Source organism: Sphingobacteriales bacterium, from assembly GCA_016711285.1.
Taxonomy (GTDB): Bacteria; Bacteroidota; Bacteroidia; order Chitinophagales; family UBA2359; genus JADJTG01.
The window spans coordinates 90,551-106,026 of record JADJTG010000010.1; the positions used below are offsets into that span (position 1 = coordinate 90,551).

At 41.2% G+C, this 15,476-nt stretch carries 4 protein-coding genes; 2 read left to right on the top strand and 2 right to left on the bottom strand.

Annotated elements, in window-relative coordinates:
• Positions 1 to 13: 13 nt before the first annotated feature.
• Together IPL35_06220 and IPL35_06225 are read left to right on the top strand one after the other, a co-directional pair.
• Entirely contained in the window at positions 14 to 11,830 is an 11,817-nt protein-coding gene (locus IPL35_06220) for a tandem-95 repeat protein (protein MBK8443018.1), read from the top strand.
• A 57-nt stretch (positions 11,831 to 11,887) separates the two neighbouring features.
• On the top strand, positions 11,888 to 12,844 hold the full coding sequence (locus IPL35_06225; protein ID MBK8443019.1) for a type IX secretion system membrane protein PorP/SprF: 957 nt from the start codon (positions 11,888 to 11,890) through the stop codon (positions 12,842 to 12,844).
• Between the two features lie 573 nt (positions 12,845 to 13,417).
• Here IPL35_06225 and pyk read toward each other — a convergent pair.
• Together pyk and IPL35_06235 are read right to left on the bottom strand one after the other, a co-directional pair.
• Entirely contained in the window at positions 13,418 to 14,860 is a 1,443-nt protein-coding gene (pyk, locus tag IPL35_06230) for a pyruvate kinase (protein MBK8443020.1), read from the bottom strand.
• A gap of 166 nt (positions 14,861 to 15,026) precedes the next feature.
• Positions 15,027 to 15,410: a hypothetical protein gene (locus IPL35_06235; protein ID MBK8443021.1), complete on the bottom strand. Its 384-nt coding sequence runs from the start codon at positions 15,408 to 15,410 to the stop codon at positions 15,027 to 15,029.
• Positions 15,411 to 15,476: the final 66 nt, after the last annotated feature.

Sequence of the window (15,476 nt, forward strand, 5' to 3'; positions counted from 1 at the left end):
ACCTGTTTTAGTAGTGCAAGGCGACCTCAACTCTTGTGCGGCGGCGGGTCAGGTAATATTAGATGCCGGTTCCGGTTATTTTTCGTATGCTTGGTTTGATGCTTCCAACCCCACCAATCCGATTCCGGTGGGCAGCGGACAAACCCTCGCTCCTACTCTTTCGGGCAATTATTATGTGGAAGTGGTATCCAATACCGCCAATCAATGTGTAGGTATTTCGCCAACCATTGAAGTGAATATCAATCATTCCATTGAACCACAAATCGCCGTTATTCCCGATAATGCTATATGCAGCGATACCGAAGCTACTTTAATTGTTACAGGCAACTTTAATGATATTCAATGGTATAATGTCAATAATCCTACCACACCGATTGCCTTCGGTGCCTCATTCATAACGGATAATGCAGGTACTTATTTCATAACGGCTACCGACCAAAATGGTTGTCCGGCACAATCCGAACCTGAGACTATATCCATTTTTGCTGTTCAAAACGTAGCTATTGCCTTAGACGGCGACAATTTGTTGTGCAAAAATGAAACAGTCACACTGTCTGTGCCGCCTGTTTTTACCAATTATTTGTGGAAAATAAACGGCAGTACCGTAAGTAGCGGCGGCAATACATTTGTTGCTTCCCAAAGTGGTACTTATACCGTAGAAACCATCGATATTAACGGCTGTAAAGTAACTTCCGACCCTGTATTTATTGAAACATTGCCATTCCAAACACCGATTGTGTCAGCAGTAGGTCCGAGTACGGTATGTACCGGAAAAGAAGTAACCTTAGCTGTATTTGGTACTTATCCCACGATTCAATGGTATTCGGCTACAGCACCGCCTCCAAGCGGTACTATATTGGGTACGGGAAATACATTTACAACAGGTATCAGCGGCTCTTATTTGGTATATGTAACCAATGAAGATGGTTGCTCCGGTGCTTCTGCCGCCGTTCCGGTAACGATTATTGAACCAAATGCTACCTTAAACGCACTCAGCAATACAGAAATTACGCTGTGCGGCGAAGAAGAAGAAACGACATTATCTGTAAGTGCGGGCTTCTTTAATTATATCTGGTACTACAATGGTACGCCGCTACCCAACCAAACCAACAATACCTTAACAAGCATGGGGGCAGGAGTGTATTATGCTACTGCCAAAACCTTGGACGGCTGTTTGCTCACTTCGCCGATTTTTGCCATACAGGTACAAGATATACCGCAAGCAGGTATTGAAGTAGATGGAGAACAAAGTTTTTGTATTGGCGAAAATATTATCCTGACACTTACCGAGCCGCACGACAGCTACCAATGGTATAGCAATAATACCATTATTGTAGGAGCAACCTCACCTGAGTTGATTGTTACTCAAAGCGGTGTATATCACGCAGTAGTAATGGACGGAAGTTGCAGCACTACTACTTTTACTATTCCTATCACCGTATATCCTTTACCCGAAGTATTCATTACGGCAGGTGCTTATCCGGTTTGCGAAGGTGGTTCTGTATCTTTAAGTTCAAATTCGGGTACTTATGCGGTGCGCCAATGGTTGAAAGACGGTTTGCCAATTTATCAGGCTACCGAGGCTGCTTATACAGCTACCGAAAATGGTATTTATAGCCTACAAGTAACCGATGCCAATGGTTGTACCAATATTTCCAACGATATTGAAATCACTTTTTATCCAACGCCACAGGTAGATATTACCGTAGAGAGCAACAGCAACTTCTGTGAAGGCGGTAATGTAACCGTCAGTGCTACGGCAGGTTATAGTTCGTATGAGTGGATATTTAATGGTCAAACTATTTTGGCAAACAATGAAAATCAATATTTTGCTACACAAAACGGTATTATGCAAGTACAAGTAACTGATGCCAATGGTTGTTCCAATATATCAGAAACGGTAGAAGTTAATATTAACCCCAATCCGATTCCTGTTATTATGGCACCGCAGCAGCAAATTTGTGAAGGCGAAAGCACCGAATTTGCCGTGCAGGGCAACTATGCCATTGTACAATGGTTCTTCAACGGGCAAGCCCTCTACAATGGCAGCAGTAATGTTATTGAAGTAAATCAAGGCGGCAGTTATACCGTATATGTAAATGATTTTAATGGTTGCGAAGGCACTTCTAATCCGGTTGTGCTTACCGTAAATCCATTGCCACAACCAACTGTATCTCAAACAGAAACTATCGCCTGTGGTAATGAAGACTTACCTATCGTACTTACTGCTTCGGGTGGTGTTTTCAGCAATTATCGTTGGTGGAGAAATGGTGTTGAAATTGTTGCCGAAGGTACAACGCTCAACACTTATAATGCCATGCAACAAGGTGTTTATACGGTAGAAGTGACCGATGCCAATGGCTGCACCAATACAAGTGGAACTACCGCCGAAGTAATCGTAAGTCCTACGATGCCGGTCAATCTTACTGCCGACAAATACGAAATCTGCCCGGGTGAAGTGGTTGAATTTGACGCTAATGCCAACGCCACTACTTTTTCGTGGACACCCAATGACGGCACACTCTCGTGCCTCACCTGTGCCCGTCCGGTAGCTACTCCGCAGCAAACAACCACTTACAGCCTTACTATTACCGATGCTTACGGCTGCCAACAAACAGAGTCTGTACTGATTACCGTCATTCCCACGCCACAAGCTGTTTTAAGCATTTCCGACAATAGCATCTGTGAAGGCGGCTCAGCAATTGTTACGGCTACGACTGGTTTTACCAACTATGCATTCTATCTCAATGGTGTTACGTTGCTTCAAAATGGGGCTTCCAACTCTTATAATGCTGCTTATGATGGTGTTTATACCGTAGTTGTTACGAATACTCAAGGCTGTCAGGGTACTTCTAATCCGGTGAATTTAGAAGTAACACCACTTCCCTCTCCCGAATTATATATTGAAGGTGATTTGAATTTATGCGAAAACAACAGCACTGTTTTATCTGTTGCAGATGCATCATACAGCAGCTACCAATGGTATAGTGGCGATTTTATCATTCCGGGTTCTATTTATCCGAGCTTGAACGTAATTAGCAGTGGTTATTATTATGTTGTTGTTACCGATGCCAACGGTTGCATAGGGCAATCTTCAGTATTTGAAATATCTGTTACCGAAAACCCCACTCCTGCTGTCATTGCCAGCAAAACACAAATTTGTGAAGATGAAAGCACCACTTTGGCTGTATTGGGTAATAATATTGCCGCCGTTCAATGGTATAAAGATGGACAAGCTATCAGTACTGGTATTACTCCGGTACTCACAGTGTCCGCCTCCGGTGCTTACACAGCGTATGTTACCGATGCTCAAGGTTGCAGTGCTACTTCGGCAGCCATTAATATTTCAGTATTGCCTGCGCCGCAAGTAAATATCACACCTGAAACTTACAGCGATTGCTCCGCTGATGCTATGAGTGTTACACTCACTGCCAATACAGGTTTTGTCAATTATCAATGGTTGTGGAACAGCAATGTATTGGTTCAAAATAATGGCGACAACACATTTAATGCCGAACAAAGCGGGAGCTATCAGGTAATAGCCACCAATGCACAGGGTTGTAGTGCTGCCTCTAATGTGGCCGTGCTTCAATTCAATACCTTGCCGCCGGTGAATATTCAAGCCGAAACCGACCAAATCTGTTTGGGCGAAAGTGTACAATTATTTAGTAATTCGGCAGCACAAAGCATTAGTTGGTCGCCTGCGGCTTCGCTCTCTTGCAGCAACTGTCCAAATCCGATTGCCACACCAACTCAAACGACAACTTATACTGTTACCATCACCGATGCCAACGGTTGTGAGTCGCAAGGAAATATAACTATTAATACAATCATAAACCCAGCTATTGCTATAGCAATAGCTGGTACAGGAGGCACAGCGAATGTATGTGCAGGAGAATCCGTAACTATACAAGCCACTACCGGCTACGCTGAATATAGTTGGTACTTGAACGGTATTACTTTGGTACAACAAAGTGCTTCTAATGTACTACAAGCTACTCAAAGTGGTACTTACAGTGTAGAAGCGACTACTTATAGCGGTTGTATGGTCAATAGCAATACTGTTAATGTAGTCGTTAATTCTTTACCTGAAGTTCAATTATCACTCAGCAGCAATGGCAACTTCTGCGAAGGTGGTAATGTAACTGTAACCGCAACATCAGGACTTGCAAATTATAGCTGGTTTGTCAATAATACTTTAGTGTCAGGTAATAATACAAACAGTATCGTCATTACCGAAAATTCATCGGTTTATGTAGTAGTAAGCAACCAAAATACTTGTACGGCTACTTCTGAAATGATAGAAGTAAATGTATTGCCAAGTCCTGCACCTGTTATAATGGCGGGTAGCAATACAACTATTTGCCAAGGTCAAAGCGTAATCTTGTCTGTTGTTGGCAATTACAGCAACTATCAATGGTATTTGGACGGCGCAATTTTACCTACTGCCAACAGTGCAGTGTATGAAGCCTCCGCCGCAGGTAATTATACCGTTTATGTAAATAACAATGCCGATTGTGAAGACATATCAGCACCGATGTATATCAATATATTGCCATTGCCTACGGTTGCCATCGCTCCTGAAACAGATGCTTATATTTGTTATGAAGATTTTAATATCAATTTAATAGCCACCAACGGTTTGTTCTATTACGAATGGTATCGCAACGGTACTGCCTTGGTGCAAGCCGGAAGCTCTAATATACTTGCCGTAGATAATCCGGGTGATTATGTGGTGGTTGCCACTCAAAGTAATGGTTGTCAAAATACTTCCAATTATGTAAGTGTTTATCCGAATGCTAATCCGAGTGTTAATTTAATGGCTTCCGACACCATTATTTGCCCCAACGAATCTGTACAATTATATGTAAATTCTTCGGCTGTCAGCTATGAATGGTCGCCGACAAGCGGATTAAGTTGTACCGATTGTCCAAATCCGATTGCTACTCCTGCTTACAACACCAACTATTTGGTAACTATCACCGATGCTGAAGGTTGCAGCGCATCAGCGAGTGTTTTAATTCAAGTAATCAATCCCGAAAGTATCAACATTTCAGGTGCTACTGCTTTCTGCGAAGGCAGCGTAAGCACTTTAACGGCTACTGCGGGCTTCAGCAATTATCAGTGGTATCACAATGGTATCGCGATTTATCAAGCAAACTCATCACAAATAGAAATCAGCGAAAGCGGTGATTATTATGTGATAAGTGGAAATGATGAATGTACGGCTGTTTCCGATACACTCAGCGTTCAAACTGTTACGGCAGAAAAAGCAATTATCAGCATCAGCGATTACGATTTTTGCAACAACAGTACCAGCATCACCTTAGATGCCGGAACAACTGCCGAAGGCGAAGTATATGACAGTTATATGTGGTATAATGATGAAAATGATGCCCTGATAGGGACAGGACGCTACCATACTGTAAATAATGATGGAACTTACTATGTAGTAGTTACACAAAATGGTTGCAGCAGCACTTCTGACCCTATCCTCATCAGCACTTCTGATTTTACTGCACCTATCATTTATTTGCAGGAAAGCACGTTGTGCGAAAACAGCAGTTTCACTTTGCAGGTAGCAGGTAATTACGAAAATGTTTTGTGGTACCAGACAGGATATGCCAACCCGTTAAACAGTTTTTCCAACAATGTATATGAAGGCAGTGAAAGCGGAGATTATTATGCTGTGGTAACTGACGGTACTTGCAGCGGTACTACTGATACAATTTCGGTTGTATTGCAAAACAGCCCAACGGTGAGTATTTTCCCTTCTCCTGAAATTCATATTTGCCAAGGCGGTACTGCCACGCTATATGCCAACAGTACGCCCGATACAGATATTAGCTTCCAGTGGTATCGCAATGGTTTCTTAATTTTAGGAGCTACTCAGAATAGTTTTACCACTGATATTGAAGGCAGCTATGCAGTAGTGGCTACCAACGTCTCACAATGCAGCACTTTATCGGCGGCAGTAGAAGTAATTATTAACCAACCTGCCGAAATTGCCTGTATGTTGCCTGCTATGACTTGCCTCAACGAAGCAATAGAAGTAATCCTCAGCCTTCCGCAAGCAAGCAATGTTGATAATATTCAGTGGAATTTTGGAGATGCAGAAGTAATCAGCCAAAACGAACAAGCTGCAACGTTGAGATGGACAACCGCCGGTTTGAAACCCGTTACAGTATCCTACAACAACGAAACAGACGGCTGTGCATTTACTCATAGTTGCCAAACAATGGTGGAAACTGCCGATTTCAATTTCCAGCCCGTAGTACAACACGCTACCTTCTGTAATCACGATGGTGTTATTTCATTAATAGAAAACAGCAATACCTCAGATACTACTTATTCTTATGTATGGATAGGTCCTGACGGATTTAGCTCTACCGAAGAAAATATAGAGAATTTGGTGCCGGGTATATATAGCGTAACAGTTACTTACAATGGTATGTGCAGTGATACACAAACTTTCAATTTTGAAATTGAAGGCGGCGAGGCTCAAGTTGCTGTTGATGCTGTTGATGATTATGCTATTGCAACTCCGGGTCAAACCTTGAATATTAATGTAATAGCCAACGATAGCGGCGATGCAATTTGTGTAGAAAATATTACTCAGTTGCCACAACAAGGCAGTGCTGTTATTAATTCGTGCAGCAATATATCCTTTACTGCACCTACCGACTTCTTTGGAGAAATTCCGTTCAGCTATAATATTTTAGATGCCTGCGGCGATACAGCTATGGCTACTGTACATATCTATATAGACCCTGTAGTTATAGATACCTTGCACATTGATTTGGAATTGGAAAAATCTGTGAATGATTACGAAGTAAGTGTAGGCGATATTGTCACTTATACTATTTCTGTAATCAACAAAGGTCCCGACAATGCAACCGGTGTGAGTGTATATGATATGTTGCCGGAGGGTATTGTATTTATTGCTTCTGACGGCAGCTACAATGCAGACAACGGTTTATGGCAGATTGGAAATTTAGCAGTGAATCAAACGGTATCGCTCAATATTGTAGCACAGGTAGCTGCGATTTCCGGTCCGATTCTGAATATCGCCGAAATTGAATCTGCCAATGAGCAGGATATTGATAGCACACCGGGCGACAACAACGAAAACCCGAATGTGGACGATTATGATGATGAAGATGATGCAGTGATTATGCCATTTGACCCAAATAGCCCGATTGTTATTGACTTAGAATTGGAAAAATCTGTTGATACCTACGAAGTAAGTGTAGGCGATATTATCACTTATACTATTTCTGTTATCAACAAAGGACCCGACAATGCGACCGGTGTGAGTGTGTATGATATGCTGCCGGAGGGTTTAGTGTTTATTGCTTCTGACGGCAGCTACAATGCAGACAACGGTTTATGGAATATTGGAAATTTAGCAGTGAATCAAACGGTATCGCTCAATATTGTAGCACAGGTGGCTGCGATTTCCGGTCCGATTCTGAATATCGCCGAAATTGAATCTGCCAACGAGCAGGATATTGACAGCACACCGGGCGATAACAACGAAAACCCGAATGTGGACGATTATGACGATGAAGATGATGCAGTGATTATTCCTTTTGACCCGACTGAACCTTTAGTCATTGATTTGGAATTGGAAAAATCTGTTGATGCCTACGAAGTAAGCAATGGAGATATTATCCATTACAGCATTTCTGTAATCAACAAAGGTCCCGACAATGCAACCGGTGTCTCAGTATTTGATATGTTGCCCGAAGGCGTAACTTTTGTAACATCAAACGGAAATTACAACGCTGAAAATGGTATCTGGACTATTGGCAACTTACCTGTAAACAACAGCGTCACACTAATCATTACTGCACAAGTAGGTGATATTACGGGTGAAATTGTGAATATCGCCGAAATTGAATCTGCCAATGAACAGGATATTGACAGCACACCGGGTGACAACAACGAAAATCTGAATGTGGATGATTATGACGATGAAGATGATGCAGTCATTGTGCCTTTCAATGATACAAACGTTATTTCAGCCAAACCTGATACTTATATTATTTGCCAAGACCAAAGCACTTTATTAACAGTATTGGACAACGACACAGGTAATGGTTTAGAAATAACCAATACCATACAAGAACCTCAACACGGTACAGTTGTAGTCATAGAAACAGGTATCTTTTATACTCCGCAAAGCGGCTATATTGGTACTGATTATTTTGAATACATTATTCAAGACGGCGATAATAACATGGACGTTACTTCGGTTGATGTTACTATACAAGAATGTCCAAATCCGAATCAAGCACCTTTGTCTGATACATTGGAAGTATGTACTATGCAAGTAACACCTATTATCATTTGTAATGATTTTGTAGATCCGGACGGCGACCACGCTGCTATTATAGAAGGTTCTACCACTTTCCATTGTAGTTTAGTATTTATGAATGATTCTTGCTTCCGTTATACACCGCTTCCCGGATTTGTAGGTATTGATACGGTATATTTACAAGTATGCGATGACCAAGTACCTGCGGCTTGCTCTACTTCTATCGTGTATGTGCATGTAGGTTGCAATAAACCCGAAGCCAATGATGATTATATCACTTATCAGTGCGGTGGCACACAAAATATAGATGTATTGCTCAATGACGAATTAAATTATTTCTGCTCCGATAATGTGAATATGACCTTTATCAGTGGACCTGAACACGGCACGGCTACGGTTACAAATGGTCATTATCTGAGCTATCAAGCCGATGATGAATTTAGCGGCAACGATGAAATTGAATACGTCATTTGTAATCAATGTGGTAAATGTGATACTGCTATCGTACATATCACCGTACCCGCTTGCAATGAGGTATGCGAACATATCATATCTGTATGTACCGAGCCTACACAACCTGTACAAATTTGTATTGCCGATTGCAGTTTATTGCCGGACGATGCCGTTATTACTGATATAGAAACCATGTACAACTGTAGCATTGTTAATATTGATTATCCTTGTTTTACTTATGTACCCTTGCCCGGTTTTTATGGCGATGAAATTGCCACTATCACAGCTTGTCACAATGGCTACTGCGAAACTTGGTATGCTCATATAAACGTACAAGAAGATTGCGATAATCCGCAAATAGTAAATGCTATCAACGATTGTTATTACGAAACTTTGCAGAACACACCGATTTATGTATTCCCGCTTGTGAACGATATTGGAAACGGCATTTACATTTCACAAATTGCCACTCCTGCTCATGGTACTTTACAAAGCAACAGTAGCGGAAATTATACTTATACTCCTGCCAATGGTTTTAGCGGAGTAGAGGAAATCAGCTACACTATTTGCAACAACGACGGCTTATGTGATCAAGCTACCATTTGCATAACGGTAATAGCGGATTGCGACCAAACGCAATATACTTGTACCAATCCGATGACCCCTGTTTCTGTATGTGTTACTTTCTGCGATGTACCGCAGGCTACTATAGCAGCAGTATTGCCGCAATTACAATGCAGTATTGATGATATTAATGGAAACTGCTTCATTTATACACCCAAAGCGGGTTACATTTTAGGAACGCGCGATACAATTCAAGTGGTGGGCTGTCATAATAATATTTGCGATACAACAGAAGTAGTCATTCAAATCGGTTGCCAGCTACAAGCTATTGATGATGCCATAACTTTAAATATCGGACAAACCGTAAACGTAAATATTCTTGATAATGACATTGACCCTTGCAACGAGCCGCCTACGGTTTCTATTACCAACAATGTCAGTCATGGCATTGCAAGCCTCAGCAGCAATGGCGTACTCACTTACACACCACAAGTAGGTTTTATAGGAACAGATACGCTCACCTATCAATTGTGTAGCGCGTGTATGAATATGTGCGACAGCGGAATAGCGGTATTTACCGTGCTCAACAACAGCAATATTGCAGTGCCGGATAATGTAGTCACTTACATCAATACTTCCGTCACCTTTGATGCCTCCGAAAATGATAACCCGGGCTTCAATGTGCCCTTGGTAATTACACAATACACCAACCCTGCCAATGGAAACGTATATTTATATAATGGTGAATTTACCTTTATACCAAATAGCAACTTTACAGGTAGCACTTCGTTCCAATATACCGTTTGTGCTGGTAATGTATGCGACCAAACTACTGTTTCTGTTCAGATAGTAGCAGGAATTTTGGCTCAAGATGATTTGGTAGTGATGACTCCTAACGACGAAATTATCATTCCGGTTATCAGCAACGATTATGGCGACAATCCTGTAATTGATACCACTACCACACCCAACCAAGGTACGGTAACTATTAATAATGACGGCACTATTACTTACAGCAACGACAGCGGATACGAAGGTGTCATTACATTTACCTACACGATTTGCAATGGCGAAGGCTGTGACGAAGCACTGGTTACTGTATTGGTTGATGGTGTAGTACAATCGCCTATTGCTATTGACGATGATACTACCACTTATCTCAATACACCTATTGCGATAGATATTTTGGAAAATGATGTGAATATCAACACTTATACCGATGTTCATATTATGGTGCCGCCGCAACATGGTATTGCTGTGTTAGATGCTAATAATCAATTAATTTATACTCCGTATGTAAATTATTCGGGTACAGACGAATTGCTCTATGAAATCTGCGACCCATTGGATAATTGCTATGTGGCGACTGTATTTGTTACCATTTTGCCGGTTCAGCAAGAGGAGTTGTTTGCTATCAATGATGCAGCAACGACTATGATAAATGAAGCCGTAAATGTAGCAGTGTTGAATAATGACTTCAATGTGGCTGATGATGCAACCCTTACTATCAGCACAAACCCTGCAAATGGTACAGCTACCGTGAGCAACAACGAAATTATTTATACACCTGATAATGCGTTTGCAGGCAACGATACTTTGAGTTATCAAATATGCAACGGCAGCGATTGTTCGGAAGCAAATGTGGTTATTACTGTTTTGAGCGGTGCTGTATTGGCTATTGATGATGAAGCTGCTACAACTATCAATGTACCTTTTGTAATCAATATTTTGGAAAATGACCAAAATGTAGCGGGTAATCCGGTAGTTACCATCATCACACAACCCGAACACGGGGCAGTATATGTAAACTTAGACGAATCGCTCACTTATAATCCGCATGCAGGTTTTATCGGCAACGATACACTCGTTTATCAGGTGTGCAATGGTGCTTCCTGCGACCAAGCAATGGTATTTATCAGTGTTACGGCGCAAAGCATACCTAAACCTAATGCCGAAAATGACGAAATTATTACTTCGGTGAATACTACCGTTACATACACTGTGTTGGGCAACGACAGCGACCCGAATAATTTACCGCTGACCGTGAACATCATTACGGCTCCCGAACACGGCGAAGTCCTCGTAAATGAAGATATGAGCATCAGCTACACACCGTATGCCGAATATACCGGTCAAGATGTGCTGCAATATCGTATTTGCAACAGCGATGGTGCTTGTGACGATGCTTTGGTATTCATTACTATCCGCGATTGTGCATTGACAATTCCTACCGGTTTTTCACCGAATGGAGATGGTATCAATGATGTTTTTGAAATTGTGAATATAGATTGTTACGAAAGCCCGAGCATTAAAATATTTAACCGTTGGGGTGAAGAAGTATATAGTCGTCAGGGCGAAAAATGGGATTTCTGGAATGGTACTTGGGACAAAACAGGCGAGCAGTTGCCGGCAGGTACTTATTTCTATGTCATTATAGGAAAATCTGATGATATTACTTCCCAACAATCAGGTTATGTAATGCTCAAACGTTAATGCTAACCGCTTCATTATTTATTTCATTACAACTAAAAAATTAAAAAACTACCTTTTATGACAATCCGGCAATTATGGAAAGCAACAATTGCAATTATCGCCGTTGGCTTTCAGTTGAATATATATGCACAGCAAGACGCGCTCTTTACACAATATATGTTTAATGGTTCGTCTTATAATCCGGCGTATGCCGGCAGCCGCGAATGTTTGAGCGGAACTGCTTTTTATCGCGACCAATGGGTGGGCATTGAAGGCGCACCCAAAACAGTGAGCATCAGCGCACATTCGCCTTTGGGAACGAAAAGAAAAACTGCTTTAGGGGTCACTATTGAAAATGACCGCATTGGCGTAATCAATCAAAACCGTTTGTTTGCCGACTATGCTTATCGTATTCCTTTGGCAAATGGTATGCTTTCTTTGGGTATCAAAGGAGGTGCTACTTGGTACAATGCCAACTACGCCGATGTAAGCACCATTGACCCCGACATCAATGTATATGGCGAAAATATCAGCCGTGTTTTGCCCAATTTCGGAACAGGGGTGTATTATTACGGTCAGCGTTTCTTTGCCGGACTTGCCGTGCCGCGCTTGCTCAATAATAGTATTGACGACAACGGCGACACCCACCTCAGCAAAAGCAGCCGCGAAGAACGACATTACTATCTGAGTGGCGGTTATGTGCAGCCAATTAGTTCGGTTTTGCTCTTTAAGCCTACCTTCTTGATAAAATACGCCGAAAATGCACCGATGGAAAGCGATATAAATCTGAATTTTCTGATTAAAAGCAGATTTTGGTTAGGTGCTTCGCTGCGCAACAACGTTTCGGACAAATTTGCTGCCGTTTCCTATAATATTAATATGATGTTGCAAGCTACACCTCAAATTCGCGTAGGATATGCTTACGATATTTCAGGCAACGAATTGCGCCGCTACAGCAGTGGCTCGCACGAATTGATGCTGGGATATGATTTGGTGAAAATGGAAGATAAAATTGTAACCCCGCGTTATTTTTAATTGAAAAAATAAAACAAAAAATAGAATAATACAGGGTTTAACAGCAAAAAATGTCTTGCTTTCTTCTACATTTCATAGCTTGGCGGCATTCTTTATTGGCAAGGCAATATTTTTATGCAAGAACTCTGTATTTTTTTAAAAATTGGTATAGTTTTAGTACTACCGGATATAGAATTTACTCAATATCATTCCCTTTCTTGATGCTAATATATGTGTATCGCCACCGACTTCTCACAACCTGTAAAGTGGCATATTATTTTTGTAAAAATCAATTAAATTTATTTTAAAAATAAATTGTAAAATATTAATTATAAATATTTTATATAAAAAAATACAATTAACATCAAGATTAAAAATACTAAAACTATCATTGCTTTTATACGAAATAAGAACAGGCGCGAAAATTGTTATCCTCTTTCTTCATTTTTGAATAGCTTGGCGGCATTCTTTTCTTCTCTTTAACAGTGAGTAACGCCTGTCCTTTTTTCTTCTTTTTTAATAAAGAAGGCTGAATTTAACTATTCAGCCTTTCTTTTTTTATAATTGTTGGTCTTTGTTCGTAATTCTTTTTATCTATGAATAATAATAGCTGCCAATTACATCTACTTTGATGGTATTGGTGCTGCCGCGTTCTTTGAGGGGCATACTGCCGGTGAATATCACCACATCATCTTCTTTTACCAAACCTTTTTTCAATAATATCGCTTCTACTTCGGCGATGGTAGTGTCGGTTGTATTGAATGAATTATAATAAAACGCACGTACTCCCCACAGCAAATTAAGCTCGTTGAGAATGTCGGCGTTTTCGGTAAACATAAAAATAGGTGCTTTGGGGCGATGACTCGAAAGTTTGAACGCCGAGTACCCTGATTTTGTCATTCCAATAATAGCACTGGCATTCACGCGGTTGGCAATATCGCAGGCACTGGCACAGATGGTGTCGGAAAGATATTTGTTGAGTGTAGGGTCAAAATGGCTGTCTTTGTCATAAATGCTTTCTTCTTTTTCAGCCTCTTCCATAATGCGGTGCATCGTTTCTATTACTTTCACGGGGTGAATACCGGTAGCGGTTTCGCCGGAAAGCATCACAGCATCAGCTCCATCATAGATGGCATTGGCTACATCGGTTACTTCGGCACGGGTGGGGCTGGAATTGTAGGTCATACTTTCCATCATCTGTGTAGCAATAATCACCGGCACAGCCTGTGCATTACAACGGCGCACTATATCTTTTTGTATAGAGGGCACTTGCTCCACAGGCATTTCTACACCCAAATCGCCGCGCGCCACCATAATGGCATCGGCAGCAGTGATGATGCTGTCGATATTGAGATAGGCTTCGGGCTTTTCTATCTTGGCTATTATTTTTGCCTGATGCCCCTGCGCCTGAATACGTTTGCGCAATTTTTCTACATCGCCCGCCCGCCGAACAAACGACAAAGCTATCCAATGAATGGGCTGTTGGAGAATAAAGTCCAGATCCTGAATATCTTTGATGGTGAGCGAAGGCATAGAAATATTGGTGTCGGGCAGGTTGATTCCTTTTTTGGAACTCACCACCCCACCGAACATCACTTCCGCTTCTACTTCCGTAGCACTCAAAATACGTGTTGCACGCAATTCCACTTTGCCATCGTCAATCAAAATACGGTCGCCAACTTTTATATCTGCCGAAAAACTTTCGTAAGAGATATACAAACGCTCACTGTTGCCCACCATTTTTTCTGTAGTAAATATCACGCGAGAGCCGGTTTTGAGTTCGGTATTCAGCTCCATTTCGCCAGTACGGATTTTAGGTCCTTGCAGGTCGGCTAAAATGGCAACGCTCGCACTCAGCTCCTGATTAATGGAAGTGATGAGGTCAATAATTGTTTTTTTGTCTTCGTGTGAGCCGTGTGAAAAATTCAGACGAAACACATCTACACCGGCTACAACCAAGTCGCGCAATACTTCATAACTGGAACTCGCCGGACCTATTGTAGCAACTATTTTGGTGCGTGTACTGTCGTGTATCATAATTGAAATAAACCGATACTTTTTTAATATATGAATAAAATAAAAAAATGTTTTCTGATAGGGTTGTGTATGGCAGTGCCTTTTTTATAATAATGAAAAAAGACAAAATGAATAACAATAAAGAAAGTAAAAGAGTAAAAACTATTTGATAAAATATATAAATATTTTAATAAGCGTATTTTTCCCGCCTTACAAATAAACCCCTTGCAAATGCACCCGTGAGTGCTCCTAAACCGCCGCACCAACCGCCGAGCAATGATGTCAAACTGATTAGAGCACCCGGACTAAGATCGCCGAACAAGGCTCCCATTTTTTGCCCTACTATATTGCCACTTGCCGCCAATTGCCAGGTGGCATAGCTGCCCCACAACAAAGAAATAGTGGCAAAGCCCATAACAAATGCCGCCAAAGGATTAATTTTTTGCCAAAAAGCTATAATTGCGGCAATAGGTAATGCCACCCACCAAGGCAAAAAATACTGTGCTATCGCTGCTATCGTTATCAAAAAAAAAGAACCAAGCAGTGCTGATTTAATATTTTTAAAATTCATGGCGATATCTGTTGTTTTTCGCAAAAAATTAAAAATGTCTGTATTTTGCTTTTTTAAAATAAAAAA